At 34.4% G+C, this 18689-nt stretch carries 19 protein-coding genes; 9 read left to right on the forward strand and 10 right to left on the reverse strand.

All coding sequences use genetic code 11. The features are described 5' to 3' along the window. The first annotated feature begins 48 nt into the window (after positions 1–48). The 7 genes from trpA (at position 49) to AC23MC_RS07845 (ending at position 6035) form a co-directional block, all read left to right on the forward strand. Positions 49–810 carry a tryptophan synthase subunit alpha gene (gene trpA / locus AC23MC_RS07815; protein ID WP_487567839.1) on the forward strand — a complete coding sequence of 254 codons (762 nt, stop codon included), beginning with the start codon at positions 49–51 and terminating at the stop codon, positions 808–810. A 216-nt stretch (positions 811–1026) separates the two neighbouring features. Next, entirely contained in the window at positions 1027–1590 is a 564-nt protein-coding gene (locus AC23MC_RS07820; protein ID WP_487567840.1) for a serine protease, read from the forward strand. A gap of 11 nt (positions 1591–1601) precedes the next feature. Beyond that, a complete protein-coding gene (locus tag AC23MC_RS07825; protein ID WP_487567841.1) occupies positions 1602–3122 on the forward strand; it encodes a flotillin family protein in 1521 nt (506 codons plus the stop codon). A gap of 168 nt (positions 3123–3290) precedes the next feature. Next, on the forward strand, positions 3291–3812 hold the full coding sequence (locus tag AC23MC_RS07830; protein WP_487567842.1) for a CIA30 family protein: 522 nt from the start codon (positions 3291–3293) through the stop codon (positions 3810–3812). Between the two features lie 42 nt (positions 3813–3854). After that, entirely contained in the window at positions 3855–4802 is a 948-nt protein-coding gene (locus AC23MC_RS07835) for a tRNA dihydrouridine synthase (RefSeq protein WP_487567843.1), read from the forward strand. Between the two features lie 67 nt (positions 4803–4869). Further along, positions 4870–5601 (forward strand): class I SAM-dependent methyltransferase, encoded by a 732-nt coding sequence (locus AC23MC_RS07840; protein ID WP_487567844.1) that lies wholly within the window; start codon positions 4870–4872, stop codon positions 5599–5601. A 299-nt stretch (positions 5602–5900) separates the two neighbouring features. Then, positions 5901–6035: a hypothetical protein gene (locus tag AC23MC_RS07845; protein WP_487570640.1), complete on the forward strand. Its 135-nt coding sequence runs from the start codon at positions 5901–5903 to the stop codon at positions 6033–6035. On the opposite strand, the gene AC23MC_RS07850 is transcribed toward AC23MC_RS07845, so the two are convergent. The 5 genes from AC23MC_RS07850 to AC23MC_RS07870 all read right to left on the reverse strand — a co-directional run bounded on the left by AC23MC_RS07850 (position 6032) and on the right by AC23MC_RS07870 (position 11017). Beyond that, the gene (locus AC23MC_RS07850; RefSeq protein ID WP_487567846.1) at positions 6032–6541 is read right to left on the reverse strand and encodes a hypothetical protein; all 510 of its coding nucleotides are present in this window, start codon (positions 6539–6541) and stop codon (positions 6032–6034) included. The genes AC23MC_RS07845 and AC23MC_RS07850 overlap by 4 nt on opposite strands. A gap of 19 nt (positions 6542–6560) precedes the next feature. Next, positions 6561–7157, reverse strand: a complete 597-nt coding sequence (locus tag AC23MC_RS07855) for a hypothetical protein (protein ID WP_487567847.1) — start codon at positions 7155–7157, stop codon at positions 6561–6563. Positions 7158–7242: 85 nt separating this feature from the next. After that, a complete protein-coding gene (locus AC23MC_RS07860; protein WP_487567848.1) occupies positions 7243–7797 on the reverse strand; it encodes a hypothetical protein in 555 nt (184 codons plus the stop codon). A 47-nt stretch (positions 7798–7844) separates the two neighbouring features. Beyond that, entirely contained in the window at positions 7845–9047 is a 1203-nt protein-coding gene (locus AC23MC_RS07865; protein ID WP_487567849.1) for a ligand-binding sensor domain-containing protein, read from the reverse strand. Between the two features lie 191 nt (positions 9048–9238). Beyond that, the gene (locus AC23MC_RS07870) at positions 9239–11017 is read right to left on the reverse strand and encodes a S41 family peptidase (protein ID WP_487567850.1); all 1779 of its coding nucleotides are present in this window, start codon (positions 11015–11017) and stop codon (positions 9239–9241) included. 150 nt (positions 11018–11167) lie between these two features. Between AC23MC_RS07870 and AC23MC_RS07875 the strand changes: the two genes are divergently transcribed. After that, on the forward strand, positions 11168–12028 hold the full coding sequence (locus tag AC23MC_RS07875; protein ID WP_487567851.1) for a winged helix-turn-helix domain-containing protein: 861 nt from the start codon (positions 11168–11170) through the stop codon (positions 12026–12028). 7 nt (positions 12029–12035) lie between these two features. Here the strand turns inward: AC23MC_RS07875 and AC23MC_RS07880 are convergent, their stop codons facing one another. Together AC23MC_RS07880 and yaaA are read right to left on the reverse strand one after the other, a co-directional pair. Further along, positions 12036–12326 carry a hypothetical protein gene (locus tag AC23MC_RS07880; RefSeq protein WP_487567852.1) on the reverse strand — a complete coding sequence of 97 codons (291 nt, stop codon included), beginning with the start codon at positions 12324–12326 and terminating at the stop codon, positions 12036–12038. 129 nt (positions 12327–12455) lie between these two features. Continuing rightward, positions 12456–13217: a peroxide stress protein YaaA gene (yaaA, locus tag AC23MC_RS07885; RefSeq protein WP_487567853.1), complete on the reverse strand. Its 762-nt coding sequence runs from the start codon at positions 13215–13217 to the stop codon at positions 12456–12458. Between the two features lie 276 nt (positions 13218–13493). Between yaaA and AC23MC_RS07890 the strand changes: the two genes are divergently transcribed. After that, positions 13494–14006 carry a VOC family protein gene (locus tag AC23MC_RS07890; protein WP_487567854.1) on the forward strand — a complete coding sequence of 171 codons (513 nt, stop codon included), beginning with the start codon at positions 13494–13496 and terminating at the stop codon, positions 14004–14006. On the opposite strand, the gene cmk is transcribed toward AC23MC_RS07890, so the two are convergent. The 3 genes from cmk to lon form a co-directional block, all read right to left on the reverse strand. Then, on the reverse strand, positions 13983–14669 hold the full coding sequence (gene cmk / locus AC23MC_RS07895; RefSeq protein WP_487567855.1) for a (d)CMP kinase: 687 nt from the start codon (positions 14667–14669) through the stop codon (positions 13983–13985). The genes AC23MC_RS07890 and cmk overlap by 24 nt on opposite strands. A 390-nt stretch (positions 14670–15059) precedes the next feature. Then, positions 15060–16079, reverse strand: coding sequence for a type IX secretion system protein PorQ (porQ, locus tag AC23MC_RS07900; protein ID WP_487567856.1), 1020 nt, complete (start codon positions 16077–16079; stop codon positions 15060–15062). A gap of 146 nt (positions 16080–16225) precedes the next feature. Next, positions 16226–18676, reverse strand: a complete 2451-nt coding sequence (gene lon / locus AC23MC_RS07905) for an endopeptidase La (RefSeq protein ID WP_487567857.1) — start codon at positions 18674–18676, stop codon at positions 16226–16228. Between the last annotated feature and the right edge of the window lie 13 nt (positions 18677–18689).

Genomic DNA, 18689 nt, shown 5'->3' on the forward strand with positions numbered 1-18689 from the left:
AGTTTGGAGTTTGGAGTGTAGAGAAATTAATACAATGAAATTAATAAAATGAATCGAATAAATAAAAAATTGCAAGAAGACAAAAAGTTGTTATCCATCTATTTTACAGCGGGTTACCCGAATTTGGATGATACCACCAAAATCATATCAGAATTAGAAAAAAGCGGAGTCGATATGATTGAAATCGGATTGCCTTTCAGCGATCCATTGGCTGATGGTCCAACTATACAAACGAGTTCCACACAAGCATTGCGAAACGGAATGACAACTGAAATACTATTCGAACAACTGGCAGGCATTCGAAAAACGGTTGAAATTCCGCTGATTATTATGGGTTATTTTAATCCGATAATGCAATTTGGCGTGGAGAACTTCTGTCAAAAGTGTGAAGAAATTGGTATTGATGGTTTAATTATTCCCGATTTACCACTTGAAATCTACGAATCAAACTATAAAGAATTATTTGAAAAACACAATTTAAACAACATCTTTTTAATCACACCACAAACTTCTGAGGAACGAATTCTGAAAATTGATGACTTATCGAACAGTTTTATTTACATGGTTAGCTCTTCAAGTGTAACCGGAAATCAAATTGGATTTAATGAAATTCAGGAACATTATTTTGAACGAATTGCATCAATGAATTTAAAAAATCCTCAAATTATTGGCTTTGGAATTTCAGATAAAACTACTTTTCAACAAGCAACGAAACATCAAAAAGGAGCAATTATTGGTAGTGATTTTATCAATTTTATCAAAAATAATTCTGTCGAAAGCATTTCTGATTACATCAAAAAATTACTTTAAATAAATAGAAATAAATATTTAATAATCAATTACATAAATTATCACTATAAATTTTGTCTATATTGAAAAATTAACATTTTAAAGCTATATTTTCGTCTTTTTTTAAAAAAAATTTCTCGTTTCAAAAAAAATCTTTCAAAAATTAATTTAACATTTTCTTGTAACTTTTTGTAAAAGTGCACGTATAAAAGTTGTAACCAAACCAAAACTCAATTTATGGAATTTCTTGAAGGATTAGATCCGTTATTAAAAAGCTACTGGTACATTGCGTTGCCAACAAGTTTATTCTTTTTACTACAAACCATTTTAACTTTTATCGGCTTTGGCGGAGCAGATGCAGATGTTGATATGGTAGAAGGACACGATTCGGCAGATGCTCCTTTTGAATTGTTTTCACTTAGAAACCTCATCAACTTTTTATTGGGTTTCAGTTGGACCGGAATTTCGTTGTATGACAGCATCGAAAACAAAACTGTTTTAATTATCATCTCAGTTGTGGTGGGAATTATTTTTATTGCTCTTTTCTTTTTCCTTATCAAACAAATACTAAAACTAGGAGAAGACAATTCGTTTAAATTTGAAAATACCATCAATCAAACGGCTACGGTATATTTAACAATTCCCGAATCAAAATCAGGTGTCGGAAAAGTACAAATAAGTGTAAAAGGTTCGTTTCACGAATTGCAAGCCATGACAGAAGCCTCCGAAAAAATAGCAACCGGAAGCCTCGTAAAAATTAAAAATATTGAAAATAATATCCTAATCGTCGATAAACTTTAAACTCTAACCATATGACCCAGTTAATTATTATTGTTGTTGCTGTTTTTATTGTCTTTGTTCTTTTTGTTACTTTAGTTTCGCGTTACAAGCGATGTCCTTCAGACAAAATTCTTGTTATTTATGGAAAAACGGGCGGTTCTTCTGCCAAATGTGTACACGGTGGTGGTGCTTTCATCTGGCCGGTTATTCAAGATTATCAGTATTTGGATTTAAAACCGCTTTCCATTGAAGCCAATCTAACCAATGCACTTTCAAGACAAAATATTCGTGTAGACGTTCCTTGTCGTTTTACGATTGCCATTTCAACAGAAACAGATAGCATGAATACAGCTGCAGAACGTTTGTTAGGACTTTCTCCAGAGCAAATTCAAGAGTTAGCCAAAGATATTCTTTTCGGTCAATTGCGTTTAGTGATTGCAACAATGACGATTGAAGAAATTAACTCTGATCGTGACAAATTTTTGGATAATATTTCTAAAAACGTGGATTCTGAGTTGAAAAAAATTGGTTTGAAGTTAATCAACGTAAACGTTACCGATATTAAAGACGAATCCGGATATATTGAAGCGTTAGGAAAAGAAGCTGCAGCCAAAGCCATCAACGAAGCAAAGATTTCGGTAGCTGAACAAGAAAAAATCGGGGAAACCGGTAAAGCAATGGCCGATCGTGAAAAAGACGTTCAAATTGCCGAAACACACAGAGATCGTGACGTAAAAATTGCCATCACTAATAAAGATAAAGAAGTAAGTATTGCCGAGGCGTTTAAAGACGAAAGCATTGGTAAAGCCGAAGCTCAAAGAGATACTCGTGTGGCTACATCCGAAGCCAATGCGATTGCGATTAAAGGAGAAAACGAAGCAAAAATTGCCATTGCTCAATCCGATGCAACCCGTCGTGAACGTGAAGCAGAAGCTTTGAGAATTGCCTTAGCTTCTGAAAAAGTGCAAAGTGCAAGAGCATTAGAAGAATCGTATGTTGCGGAACAAAAAGCAGAGCAAGCACGTGCCGAAAGAGAACGTTCTACTCAAAATGCAAACATTGTAATTCCGGCGGAAATTGCCAAACAAAAAGCCATTATTGATGCTCAAGCTGAAGCTGAAAAAACACGTTTGCAAGCCAAAGGAGAAGCCGATGCAATTTTTGCAAAAATGGAAGCCGAAGCAAAAGGTTTGTATGAAATTTTGACCAAACAAGCAGAAGGTTATCGAGAAGTAGTGAATGCTGCCGGTGGCGATCCAACCAAAGCTTTCCAGTTATTATTAATTGAAAAACTTCCTGAGTTAGTGAAAACACAAGTGGAAGCGGTGAAAAACATTAAAATTGATAAAATTACCGTTTGGGATTCAGGAAATAATGGAGATGGAAACGGTTCTACTGCCAATTTTGTATCAGGTATGATGAAAACCGTTCCGCCTTTAAATGATTTGTTTAACATGGCCGGATTGAACCTACCAACGTATTTAAAAGGTGAAGATAAGGTAGAGGATGTGAAATCATCGCTTGATGAATCTTCAACTTCTGAAACGAAATAATTTTTTATACATTATTGATATCCAAGCCTTGATTCATTTCAGGGTTTGGATTTTTTTTATCCTAAAAGCAAATTCCTTTTTCAATGAATTACCGCATTCAACAAGTGATAACTTGCTGTTAATTACTTAAACAGATTTCATCAAATTTTTATCTTTATCAAAAAAACGATGAAATATTTGCTTATTGTTTTACTATTTATGACGACAAACACGATATACGACTTCAACCAAAACTCATCCCCACGCGATTGGCGAATAATTGACGATGGTGTCATGGGCGGTCTATCGCAAGGCAAATTTTCCATTGATGCGGAAGGAAATGGCGTTTTTGCAGGAACTGTTTCGTTAGAAAATAATGGTGGTTTTTCGTCCGTCCGTTATCAATGCGATAAAGTGAAGGTAACCAAAGACAGTAAAGTTCGCATTCGTTTGAAAGGCGATGGCAAAAACTATCAATTCAGAATCAAAGACAAAGCAACTTCCTATTATTCGTACATCACGACTTTTAAAACTTCCGGCGATTGGGAAACCATTGAAATTAAACTGAGTGAATTGTATCCTTCGTTTAGAGGACAAACCTTGAATTTACCGAATTTTGATAGTACTTCTTTTGAAGAAATCTTCTTTTTAATCGGTAACAAAAAGAACGAATCGTTTCAATTGGTTTTGGATAAAATTGAGTTGGAATAAAATTAATTCCTTTTCGCTTATCTTTACGACTCAATTTTAAGCATGAGTCCAACCCTACTTTCTTCGCCTTTGCAAGGTTTTACCGATTTCCGATTTCGGAATGCGTTTCATCACTATTTTGGTGGCATCGATACGTTTTATGCTCCATATATTCGTTTGGATGGAAAATTGGTGATTAAAAATTCGTACCAACGTGATTTGCAACCCGAAAACAATAAAGTCTCTGAATTGATTCCGCAAGTAATGACGAATGATGCCGATGAGTTTTTGTTTGTCGTGAAATACATTCAGGAATTGGGTTACAAAGAACTGAACTGGAATTTAGGTTGTCCCTATCCGATGGTGACCAAAAAAGGAATGGGTTCAGGGTTAATTTGCGAACCTCAACGAATCGACCATATTTTAAACCGTGTGCACAACGAAACCGACGTCATTGTTTCGATGAAAATGCGAATGGGTTACGAACATCCAGAAGAAATTTTAGATGTTTTTCCTATTTTGGATAAATACCCAATAAAAAACATTGCTATTCACGCTAGAATTGGCAAGCAATTGTACAACGGCGGTGTAAATTTAGAAGCCTTTCAACGCTGCACCGAAAACACCAAACATAAATTATATTACAACGGCGATATCACTTCGGTAGCCAAGTTTAAAGAAATGCAAGAACGTTTCCAGAGTATTGATCATTTTATGATTGGTCGCGGTTTGATTGCCGACCCGTTTTTGCCAAGCATGATTAAAAACAACACCACAGAATACCCAACCAACCGTTGGCAAATCTTCAAGGAATTTCATGACACGATTTACCAAGAATACGATGCCGCTCTTTCCGGCCCCACGCCTATCAAAATGAAAATGTTAGGTTTTTGGGAATACTTTTCCAATTCCTTCTCCAACCCACAAAAGACGTTGAAAAAGATTAAAAAAGCTCAAAATCCAAGAAGTTATGTGGAAGCGGTGAATGAGATTTTTGGTGGGGAGAGGTAAGTTTTGTTAATTCATTTTTTGTTTATATTTGAAAGATAATGTATGATGATTATAATATACACAAGTTGTGAAAAATGCTATGACGGAAGAGTTTAAACTACATTGGGAATTATATTATAAAAGATTTCCAACAAATAAAATTAAAGCAGATTTAAAAAATTTGCTGACCAAATATTTGGAATTAGAGAAGGGAAAAGTTATTGATATTGGTTGTGGTCAAAGTCCTTATTTATTGGACTTATTAGAATCAAGTTATGAACTTTACGCAGTCGACATAGAACCTGTCCAAATTGAATATTTAAAGAAGAGAGTTGAAGACTTGGATTTTCAGATAAATAGAATAAATTATTCGACAGATAAATTTCCTAATAACGATTTCGGCAATCTAGAATTTTCTGGCATTATATTGTCGAATGTATTGCAGTTTTATACATTCAAAGAAGCTGAGATATTTTCAAAAAGCATAATTAAATCTTTAAGTAAAAATGGAGTTGTAGTTATAACCGCACATTCATGGAAACATCATGGTAACAAAAAAGAAAAAGATTATTTTAAACATTTTTATTCAAAATCTGATTTTTATAAACTCTTCCCAAAAAAACAATTTCAATATTTATATGTTGAAGAAAAACAATATCAGTTAGATAATGAAAATAGAGAATTTATTAAAGATTGGATTAAACAAATTCATACCAAAATTTGGAATAGAAATGATTCTGTAGCTATTGAGAAAAAACAAAAAGAATATCTTTCAGAGTCGAGGATTGATAACATAACAATAGTCTTAAAAAAAGTATAAGCTCTCCATGGATCTTAACTTATTGCACACTACTCTTAGAATGTCGACCAACTTCACAACAAATCAACTTTTTAAATTTTAAAAAAATAGATATTTTAGTAACTAAAATAATTTGCACAAAATCAAAGTCAAAACGATAGTATTCACAACAAATTACTAAATGAAAAAAAGTAATACTTTAAAATGGATTTTTATTGGCTTAGGTGGAATTATGATGTTCTTAATAAGCTTTAACACTTATCTATGATTTATTGATTCCTGATGTTTGCTATTATCACACAAATGAAATGAATTCATTTATGAGTCTGTTTTATAGTGCCGGACCAGCAGATAATGGACATCCCGCTCCAAATTTATTAAATTGTATAGTTTCTCTTTGTGTTGGTGGGATTTTAGGATATGGAATTTATAAAATTGTTACAAAAAATACTTAGTTTGCCCCACTCGTAACCACATCAAAAAATAATCCTTTATCCAAAAAGCGTGAAAAGACATCGTTAACGAGTGAAAAGCAATGGACAACGAGTGAAAGAACATCCGCCAACTCCGAAAAGCTATCGGTAAACTCTGAAAAGCAATCGGTAAACTCTGAAAAGCAATGGGAAATGTTTGAAAAGCTATCGGTAAACTCTGAAAAGGCATCCGCCACCTCCGAAACGACATGGGAAAAGTTCGAAAAGACATCCGCCACCTCCGAAACGACATGGGAAATGTTTGAAAAGCTATCGGTAAACTCTGAAAAGACATCCGCCACCTCCGAAACGACATGGGAAAACTTCGAAAAGACATCCGCCACCTCCGAAACGACATGGGAAAAGTTCGAAAAGCTATGGGAAAAGTTCGAAAAGGCATGGGAAAGCTCCGAATGAGCATTGGAAAGTTCTGAGTTAATATAGACAAAGTTCGAATAAGTACGCACAAAGTCCGTGATAGTCAGCAAAGCGTATAGGTGAACATACTTAACAACCGCCTTTGCGAGCTGTACGTTTATAAATTAGTTTACCCTCTCGTTCTACATAGTCGCCTGCAATTATTGGATAGGCATACTTTGGAGCATGCGATACATTTTTACTTTTTATGCTAATCTTGTCGTTTACTTTAAGCGTTCGCAAAAGGTCAAATTCTCTTTTTAAGTTCAAACTGTTTTTACCGGGTTGTTCAATACCAAAAGAAAGAATGTAATCTTCCCCTTCGATTTGAACCATTACGCCAAAACCGAGTCTCGAACCTTCAGGGAGAGATAGAGAAGTGACAACGGCTTCCATAGGAGCATTCTTTTTAATAGATTGCATGATTTTAGCTTCAGCAGCATACACTTTTTTACCGGCGGGAGAGTCTTCCCATTTTTTGAATGCAATCCCATCCGGACTTGCCTCCCATTTTTTCAATTCTGCTTTTCTTTCTTCCGCTGAAAGGGGCTTTTGTTTTGACTTATTAGAAGTCTCCGTTTTAATTTCATTACTGGCAATCTTGTCGTTGTTGAACTGAGTAAAGCTAAACACCAGTCCGCCAACTATTACCAACGTAAGGATGGATATTGAAATGATTTTTTTCATGTTATTAATGGATTAAATACTATTTTTTTTCTTATAACTACTGAGAACTGACAACAGACAACTGATAACAGACAACCGATAACAGTTAACACCCATCCATCTTCACACTCAACTTTCCATCCACATACGAGAGAATAAAAGGTACTTTCTCTAACGTGCAACGCGGTTCTATCGTAAATTGAATATATCCATAGACTTCAAAATTTTCTTTAGAAAGTACTCTTAACGATTGTTTGTAATGTGTGTTTTCTCGAACCAATTTTACAAAACCTTCGTTTTCATCTACTTTTGATAAAGGTGCTTCAATGATTGCTCCATTGGTTTGTAAATGTTGTGGTTCAGTAAGTACAATCGTAAATTTTCCTGTAAAAGCTCCACTTTCTGTAGGCGAAACAAAATAGCCATTCTTTTTTAAATTCATTTGGATGGAAAGTAAATGTTCCTTATCGCTTTGTTTGTCAACACGAACGATAGCGGTGTAAAGCGGATCTTCCCGCACCACATCATCGTAAAAATGAGTTTGCCCAACATACACGCTGTCAACCGCTGTGGTGTTTTGGGCCATGTCTTGTGAGTTGACTTCCGCACAATTGTAATTGAACGAAAGAAGGATTAAGCCAAAAAATAACTTGTTGTTCATGATTGATGATTTTAATGATTTATAATAAAATTGTTTATTGTTTACCGTTACCACGGTCCGTTTCTTGTAACATTAACAAAAGCATTGTTTTCAAAACGATATGCTCCTTTAAACCCAACAAACCAAAGTCGCTGTTGTCGGTCTTGGTAGATATGAAAAGGGAAAGGTGAAAAATTACTCCCTTGCTTTTGTTGGTCTTGATTAACTTCAAAGGGCAATACTGTATAATCGCTTATTTTAATTTTAGCTTCAATTTTCTGAAATGTTTTGCCATTATAATTATAGATATCACGCTTATTCGCAGTAAACCAAATCGTACCGGTTTTGTCTTCAAAAATACAGCCTACTCCTTCATCCTTGCCTAATAATTTTTCAGTGATGCTTTTAAACGAAGTTCCATTGTAGAGAAAAAGTCCGTTTACGGTGGAAATCCAATACGTTCCATCTGCTCTTTCAATAATTTGATTTACAAAATTGGAAAGCAATTTGTCTTTCGCGGAGATGTTTGTTAATGTATTTCCGTCAAACCTATACGCTCCGCCGTTGGTGGCAAACCACATATTGCCTTTGCTGTCCTCGGTAATGGCGTGTATCATTTTAGAAGTACTAACTCCAAAGTTTGGGTTTACTTTTCCTTCCGGAATTTCAAACGGAGTAAATGCTTTGCCATCAAAAGTAAAGACACCTTGTGTAGTTCCAATCCAAAGCGTTCCTTTTGAGTCCATTAGCATGCTCCAAAGTCCGCCGGTTGTCAGGATATCTTTTTCATGATAATTGGTAAAATACGTTCCGTCATATTTCGCAATTCCACCGCCATAACCAATCCAAATCGCACCTGTTTTGTCTTCAAGAATAACATGTACCGTTACTTCCTGACCTGTACGGTTTTTAAGACCAAAGTAAACAAGTCCATTTTTATCCTTTCGACAAAGTCCACTTTGTGTCCCAAACCAAAAATTTCCCTTACTATCCTGAAAAACAGTGCGAATCACGCCACTGATTTGGTTTCCTTGGTAGTCTTTGTCATGTATGTCCACTCTAAATTCGGGCAAAGTTTCTGCTTTTAAACTGATACTATCGGCATGTATTTTCGTTTGTTCCGGTATAAATTTTAATGGTGTAGCATTTTTTTCAATTTGCCCGGCACACGATGTCATACATAACGAACATAGAGATGTCATACATAACGAACATAGAATTGAGAGACAAATTGATTTTGTTTTGAAAATAGTTAATTGAATGTGTTTCATTGTTGTTTCTTAATATTATAGAGTGTGTGTAAAATGAAGTTCATCTATTCGATCAAACTTGATGTAAAACTAGTCGTATCAATTGTTTAAAATGTAAAAAATAGGTAAAAAAAGTGTCAACAGTTTTAAAAAATCACAAAATTGCTTGATTTAAGCAGTTGATTGATAGTCTACAAAGCGAATCATCACAGTTACTTACTATTGTTTATTAGTTTCAAAGTTTGCTTCTTTACAATATCGTTTTTATTTAAATAATCATCAATACTTTGCGAAACATAAATATCCGGTAAAATTCCTTGGTTATCCTTCAATGCTGTCGCAGTAGAAATATGTGTATTGTTGGCAGTAGAGATGACATATTTTGTATTTTTTAATCGAAAGAGCGTTTGTCCTGCTGTACAAAATTGATTAGACCCCAACTCCTCTCCTATTATCGTGCCTAAATTGTGTGCTTTCACTAAACTCATGAAATGACCGGTGGTTGAATTTCCTTTTCCATCAATTAGAAAATAGACGTTCCCCTTAAAACGATTTTTATGTGGATAAAAAACTTCCTCTCCATACAAGTTTTGTGTTTTCCCTTCAAATTCTGCTTTAGAATAATACGTAAATGATGTATCAAAAAGATGTTGAAGCAAGTAAATACTCGGGTATTGAGAACCACCACCGTTGTATCTTACGTCAATAATTAAATTTTTAATTTTCTTTTGATGCATTTTTTGAAAACTTTTGTCTATGAAAGCATTGAATACCAGATGCTGATCATTCCAGTCATAATAATTAAATGAAGCTATCGTAAGAACGGCGGTGTTTGTATCAATAATTTCAAAGCACAAATTGTCTGAACAAGTATTCAAAGAAAGGTCATTCAATTCCGATGCAAAATTTTCTGCAGATTTCAAGGTAATGGAATCGTTACTCCCTTTTATTTGTACTTTAAAGGTTTCCGGAAATCCTACCGCATAAGGAATCATCAAAGCAAAATGCGTATTGAATTTTTGGCGTTTGTAGGTTTGAATATTCGCTTGTGCAGCAATGTGAACAAAAATATCTGCTATAAGTTTTGGTGTTTCAACACCATTAATACTTAAAATTTCATCTTTTACTTTTACTTGATCAGCATTATTCATTGGGTCTACAACAAACAACTTGCCTTCAATAAACCTCACTCGGAGTGGAAAAGTTTTCTCCAAAGGAACGATTCCGAATTCGTGGTAATCATTTTGCATAGTGGAAGAAGTCGTGTGCGAACACCCAATGCTAGCAATAATTGCGTTGCAATGCCATGCAAATTCTGCGTAAGTAGTATTTTCTGTAATCAATAACTTTTTGGCTTCAATGTTTTTAAAAAAATTCTCCTTTGAAATAAACTTAAAAGGATGAGAATGAACAGTGCTTAATTTTTGTCCCAGCTGATCCAAATCATCCCAATACTCTTTTTTAGAATAGACCTTTGAAAATTTTTCTACGCTTGAAATCGGTTTAATCGACGGATATTTAATTTGTCGAATAACATCTTCCGCATAAAAATTATCAGGGTTCATCCGGAAAGACTTTTGATAATTCTCAAGTGATTTACTACTGTCTTTTGCCTGAAGATAAGCTTCTCCCAAACTGTCATAGGCATTGGCAGAAGAGGGAAATTCAGCCACAATGAGTTCAAAAACGGCCAAAGCATCAACCAAATTGTTTTCCCATAAAAAATTGTAACCATATAATGTCAATTCTGTTTCATTTCCAAAATCATACAATTCAAAATGGTCTTTCTTCAATTGATAATACAATGCAATTCTTTCATTGACAGGCAAATGATTATTTTCTTTTAGTTTTTCAACAATGGATTTCTTCTTATTTTGTATATCAATTTCTTGCAAATGGTTCACTGAAGTGGTATTTGAAGTATTTCTTCCACAAGCAGAAAACATACAATGAATTAAAACTATGAAACTAATGATACTACTTTTTATCATACATTGATTTTTTATATTTATCGATTTACACAAATTCCTTTGAATTCAATGTAAAACTACCCCAATCAATCTGTTGAAATGCAAAAAAAATGTAAAAGAAGTGTCAACAGTTTTAAAAAATCACAAAATTGTATGTTATTTGCAGAACTTATGAATCAACGAAAAATTTATTTTTATGGTAGTCTTTTGATTGCCATTTCATGTGCTTTACTTCTTGTCATTTCTCAAAATAATAATGAAGTAAAGACAGCATTGACAAAAATTGCCTTGCGAGATGTGGGCAATAAATTGTTGTTAGCCAATGGCGATAGTACTTCGCTCATTTTGCCGGTAAAGAAAATAGAACAGTCAAAGTACCAACTTACATTTGAAAAAGAACTAATCATTCATCCGGACAGTTTAGTTTACATTGTAGAAAAAAGTTTCAAAAAAGCTAATCTCTCACCACTTTATCAAATTGAAGTGAAACAATGTCAAGATTCTGAAGTGTCCTATAGTTATCAAAAAAGTAATGCGTTAATTCAAGATATTATCCCGTGTAGCGGAAGGATAATACCAAAAAAATGCTATTCAATTGAAGTACAATTTTTAAACGTAAAAACCAATACAACACAATACTATTGGATAGGTTTACTTATTGTTAGCCTAATTTCATCTTTTGTTTTCTTCCCCAAAAAGAAAGAAACGAAACAACTTGATTCCACTAACGAACGTTTTATTCCTTTGGGCAAATTTCAGTTTTATCCTGAAGAAAGTAAATTACTACTGGTTTCAAATGAAATCAGTCTTTCCAAAAAAGAGGTGGAATTGCTTTCGCTATTTATAGAAAATCCCAACAAAATAATCAAACGGGAAGAACTCTCCAAAAAAGTCTGGGAAGATCACGGTGTTTTTGTGGGAAGAAGTTTGGATACGTATATTTCTAAATTGCGAAAAAAACTGAGTGACGATGAAAGCATTAAGTTGACCAATGTGCATGGGATTGGGTATGTACTTGAAATTAAAGAATAAGGACGATTTAATGTACAACTTTATGATCTAATAACCATAATGAATCATTTGCCTTGGTTGTATAATTCCAAATTAATTCTTTATCAATTTTCTTGTGAATATAAATTTTACCATCAATCAATTGATAATCTTCTCCATAATAATCAAGCACATCAATTAAATTATTGATTTGTTTCTCATTGAATGACTTTGACATTTCAACTAATTCATCTCCATTGAAATATAACGGCTTAAACTCAACGTAGTTCGAACAAGAAACAAATAATCCTAAAAACATAAATAAAACTATTTTCTTCATTTGATACCTTTATTTTGATAGTATTTCAATTTAAAATTGTTTCAGAGATTCTTCCTTCGTCAGAATGACAAAATTGAGTGAAAATTGGGACTGATAACTGCGACTTGAAACCTGAAACTTGAAACAAAATTATCTAGTAAAAACCAACGTATTCCCCTTACTCAAATTCCCATCAAAAGCATACCCATCATAATTAAAACCTTTTAAATCATCAATGGTTTCAGCATTTGTATCGATGATGTATCGCACCATCATCCCTCTCGCTTTCTTAGCAAAAAAGCTAATCATTTTTAATTTTCCGTCTTTGTAATCTTTGAATTCAGGTGTGATTACGGGAACTTTCAAAGCTTTTACATCAACGGCATCAAAATACTCATTACTAGCTAAATTGATAAAAAGTTCCCCTTTTGTCAGTTCTTTATTTAATTCTTTAGTGATTTTTGTTTTCCAAAATTCATATAAGTTCTTGCTTTTGCCAATCGGAAATTTAGTTCCCATTTCCAATCGATACGGTTGCATCAAATCCAATGGTTTCAACAAACCATACAATCCGGAAAGAATGCGGAGTTTGTCTTGCAAAACCTCTAATTTTTCAGTTGGTAAGGTTTTAATATCCAAACCAATATACACATCTCCGTTAAAAGCATAAATCGCTTGTCGTGAGTTTTCTGCCGTAAAATTATCCAAATCACGTTCTTGGTTGCGTTGCCAATTCAAATCGGCCAATTTATCTGAAATGTCCATTAATTCCATCAACTTTTTCGGCTTTTGCTTTTTTAATTGACGGTTTATTGTGTTTGCTTCTTTCAAAAAGCAGGAAATAGTTGATTGAGTGGTTGGTAGCGGACTTTCGTAATCCAATGATTTGGCAGGAGATATAACGATTTTCATAATTATTTGATTTGTTTTCTCGCAAAGACGCAGAGACGCAAAGTTTAGAATGTATTCTTAGCGACTTTGCGTCTTTGCGAGAAAATTATTTTTTATATTTAAAAGTATCAGAAATGAATTCAAAAATACAAATTGATTCCCAAAAATCATCTACGCAAAAATGGAAAGTATTGATTGTTCCATCAACTAAAATTATATCGGCATTTCCTGCACTTGAACGAAAAAAATAGGTGTTGGCAATTCAATTTTCTACATTTGAGTGTAAATTACTTAATAATGAGAACCTTATCAGCTATACTTCTATTGCTTTTTTTGCCGATTTTTGTGGCGGGTCAGACTCATTTTGAAGAAGTGTCAAAACCTTTGACAATCAATAATGAACTAAAAGGAAATTCAATTTTGCATAACAGCCAAAAAATCCGTGAAGCAAAAAATGCCGGAATGGCTTTTCTTGGGTTTGAGGTGAAAAACATAGCACTTGACTATTCGGAAGAAATGATTCCAACTTCTATTGAAAAAATAGTATTAGAAGAAAATCATTGTTTAGTAAAATTTAGTGCTCCTAGCAACTGCGGCTATTCCTTTTTAGGCGAAATCGAAATTGTAGACGATACGCTAAACCTCATCTATCAAGGCTACGGAACAAATTGTTTTGGAAATTGTTTATTTTCTTTTCAATATGAAATTCAGAAAGATATATCGAACGAAAATATCCTGAATTTAAAGTATTTTATGATAAACGGAAATCTTTCTACCAAAACAGAGCTAAGCAAAAAACTTGTGGATTAAATCCAATACCAAGTCAAATTGCTCCTTTTTAGTTAAGGTAGAATTATCAATTTCAATTGCATCATGAGCTTTTACTAATGGAGAATCATCACGATGTGTATCAATATAATCGCGTTCTTGCACGTTTTGAAGCACTTCTTCATACGTCACCAATTGCCCTTTTTCTGCCAATTCATCAAAACGGCGTTTCGCTCGCGTGTGAGCACTGGCAGTCATGAACAATTTCAGTTCTGCATCCGGAAAAACGACCGTTCCAATATCCCGACCATCCATCACAATACCTTTATTTTTGCCCATGGCTTGTTGCTGCTCAACCAATTTGGCTCTCACTTCCGAGATTTCGGCAATCTTGCTTACCAAACGCGAAACATCGATGGTGCGGATTTCATTTTCAACATTTACATCGTTCAAAAACATTTCGCCAAATCCTAAATCGGCATTAAACTGAAAATGAAGTTTGATTTCAGGTAATTTTTTTATCAAACCATCAACATCAAAAAAATCTTCTGAAACCAAATTATTCTGCATAGCAAAATACGTCACAGCACGGTACATTGCACCTGTATCCACATAAACATAACCCAAATGGTTTGCAAGTTGTTTGGCTAAAGTACTTTTCCCTGTAGAAGAAAATCCGTCGATGGCAATGGTAATGTTGTTCATTTTTTGAGATGCTGAGTCGCTAAGTTTCTGAGTGGCTAAGATACGTTTTTTCAAAAATCAATAGCAATTTAAAAAATCAAAATTTCTCAACTTTTTAAACTTTAAACCTTAAACTTTTAAACTAATTTTTAAGTGGGTGTGCCCCTCCGACAAGCTACGGGTCGGGCTTTCCGCTGCAAGTCCTCGTTCGTCGTGCCTCCTCTCTGTGGGCTTTCCGCTGCTATCCCTCACACAATTCAGTGAAACTTCGCATTTCAATGGAAATCCTCTTCACTAAACATAAAAATGGAACGCTGATCTGACTGATTTGCTTTGCAAAACGCTGATTTTCGCTGATTTTAATAGCTTCTTATTAACCCGAAACTCGTAACCCACAACCCGCAACCAGTATTACTGCAAATTAATCATCAACCCAAACAAACTCGTATTAGCCGCCACAGTATATCTGGAGTAAGAATAATCAAAACGAACTTTATTAAATCGCAAGCTAAAACCTGCAGAAATACCGGAGAAATGGCGTTGATCTACAATTCGTAGTTCTTCACTTCTTCTAAAATTATAACCTACACGAAGGTTAAATGCTCTTCCCGGAAATAATTCGGCACCTAAAATCACGTGACGAAGTGCGTTATTGAAAAAAGAAACTTTTTCTTCCTGCTCACCCCCATCTAAGTTACCTTCCGCTCGGGCAGGATTGGAAAATGCAATATTCCATTGTTGTAAATTCTCTAAAGTAATATGCCATCTAATCGGAACATTTTCAACTTCCTGCGAAATTCCGGCTAAGATTTCTAATGGTAATTTTTCTTGTGTTCCGGCATAGGTTGTAAATTGAGTTCCAATGTTTCGGATTACTAAGGCAAAATTAATATCGTTTCGTTCATCAATATACAAAGCACCAAGATCCAATGCTCCACCAAACGAATTATAACTTTCTAAGGTTGAGGTAATTAATTTGGCGTTAGCTCCAATATAAAAATCGGTAAAAGGTAAATTATAAGAATATCCGAAGGATAGAGCAGCTTCACTTCCTGTAAAATCGGCTGTTTGTTGTCCGTTTTCATCATAACCTTCAAAAGTTCCATAGTTCACATAACTCACGCCTGCATGAAAAGTTTGCACATGACGATCGTACGTATAAGCGTAAGCAGCTGTTCCGTATGTAATCTCGCCAAAATAATTTCCATAATTAACCGAAAGATGATTATCCATTTGATTATTGATGCTTGCTGGATTAAAGATTCCGGCATTTACATCATAATCATAATGAGTTATAACTTTTCCGCCCAAAGCTGCTTGTCTTGGAGAAGTAACTAGGTTCAAAAACTGATACACGGATTGTCCACCAATTTGGCTGTAGCTCACAGAACAAAAAAGAACAATGAAAAGACGTAAAAGGTTTTTAAACATTATAAACGGAACTCAGTTAGCTTAATGATAACGGTAATGCGAAGATATTATTTTTTGCTCAGTAAATTAATCTTAAAATAAAAATAAGCCAATAAAAAAGTTGGTGCTTTTTATGACACCAACTTTTTAAAATAGTATTTTATTTATTAAAGTGTTTTAGCGTTCTTAGCTTTTTGATTTGTGATTGCCAAAGCTACGACTTCACTCATTTCTTTCACATAATGAAAAGTCAAACCTTCTAAATATTCAGCTTTTATCTCATCAATATCGTACTTATTATCTGCACACAAAATAATCTCTTTGATGTTTGCTCTTTTGGCAGCCAAGATTTTTTCTTTAATTCCGCCCACAGGAAGTACTTTTCCGCGAAGCGTGATTTCTCCTGTCATAGCCAAACTCTTTTTCACTCTTTTTTGCGTTAAAACAGATACTAACGAAGTTAGCATTGCGATTCCGGCACTTGGTCCGTCTTTTGGCGTGGCTCCTTCCGGAACGTGAATGTGAATATTATAATTCTGAAGAATTTCTTGGTTAACACCCAGTAATTCCGCATTCGACTTAATATATTCCATAGCAATCGTAGCCGATTCTTTCATCACTGTACCTAAATTTCCGGTTAAGGTAAGTGTTCCTTTTCCTTTAGAAATCAAGGATTCAATAAATAAAATATCTCCACCTACGCTTGTCCATGCTAAACCAGTAACAACACCAGCCACTTCATTTCCTTCGGATTTATCTCTTTCTAAACGAGGTGCTCCTAACGTTTTGATGATGTCTTCATCGGTAACTTTCACGTTATATTCTTCCTCCATGGCAACTGATTTCGCTGCATTTCGGATAACTTGTGCTAATTTTTGTTCTAATGCTCTAACACCGGATTCACGAGTATAACCTTCAATTATTTTTTCTAACTGACGTTTTCCAATAGTTAAGTGTTTGGTGGTTAAACCATGTTCTTTTAATTGTTTTGGAAATAAATGTTGACGAGCAATTTCCACTTTTTCTTCAATCGTGTAGCCTGTCATTTTAATTACTTCCATTCTGTCTTTCAACGCAGGCTGAATGGTTGTCATTGTGTTGGAAGTAGCAATAAACATCACTTTAGACAAATCAAATCCCATTTCAAGGAAATTATCATAAAATTCCTTGTTTTGTTCAGGATCCAGTACTTCTAACAAAGCAGAAGACGGATCTCCGGAATGGCTGACAGACAATTTATCAATTTCATCTAACACAAAAACCGGATTAGAAGTTCCTGCTTTTTTCAAACTTTGCAAAATTCTTCCCGGCATTGCTCCAATGTAGGTTTTTCTGTGACCACGAATTTCTGCTTCATCTCTCAATCCACCTAATGACATGCGAACATATTCTCTACCCAATGCTTTGGCAATCGATTTACCAATGGATGTTTTTCCAACTCCCGGAGGACCTGTTAAACAGATTATTGGCGATTTCATATCATTTCGCAATTTCAAAACTGCTAAATGCTCGATGATACGCTTTTTTACATCTTCAAGACCGAAATGATCTTTGTCTAATATTTTTTGAGCTCTTTTTAAATCAAAATTATCTTTGGAAAAATTATTCCATGGTAATTCCAGAAAAAGTTCTAAATAGTTACGAAGTATACCAAAATCTGGTGATTGCGGATTAGTTCGTTGTAATTTGGAAATTTCTTTTTCAAAATGTTTTTCAACTTTTTCGTCCCATTTTTTTCCTTTTGCTTTTGCACGCATTTCATCAATTTCCTGATCATAGGAAACACCACCCAATTCTTCCTGAATGGTTTTCATTTGCTGATGAAGGAAATATTCTCTTTGCTGTTGGTCTAAATCAACACGAACTTTGGACTGAATATCGTTTTTCAATTCTAACTTTTGCAGTTCAGTATTCATGTACCGCAAAGTAGAAAGTGCTCGTTCTTTCAATATATTCATCGATAATAAATCTTGTTTTTCTTTCACATCTAAATTCATGTTGGAAGAAACAAAATTTATCAAGAACGATTGACTTTCAATATTTTTGATAGCAAAAGTAGCCTCGGATGGAATATTCGGACTCTCTTTGATAATCTTTATAGCAATTTCCTTGACAGAATCAATAATGGCACCGAATTCTGTATCGGTAACGCTTGGTCTTTTTTCAGGAACTTCTTTAATCAACGCATTGATATAGGGTTCTTCTGAAATAACTTTACTGATTTGAAAACGTTTTTTTCCTTGTAAAATCACCGTTACATTACCATCAGGCATTTTCAATACACGAAGAATTTGAGCCACTGTTCCAACTTGATGAATGTCATCTCGGGTTGGATCTTCAATATCTTCGTCTTTTTGAGCAACAACACCAATTACTTTTCCTGCAGCATTGGCATCGTTAATCAATTTTATCGATTTATCTCTTCCTGCTGTTATTGGAATTACAACACCCGGAAAAAGCACTGTGTTTCTAAGCGGTAAAATAGCAATTGAATTTGGCAATTCTTCATTAGCCATTTCTTCTTCATCTTCGGGTGTAAGAAGCGGAATCAAATCGGCTTCGGCATCGAAATCATGAAGTGACATTTTGTCAAGAGTTTTTATATTGTGGTTTGACATATACTAATTAGGG

This window comes from Flavobacterium sp. T50_26, assembly GCF_057652995.1.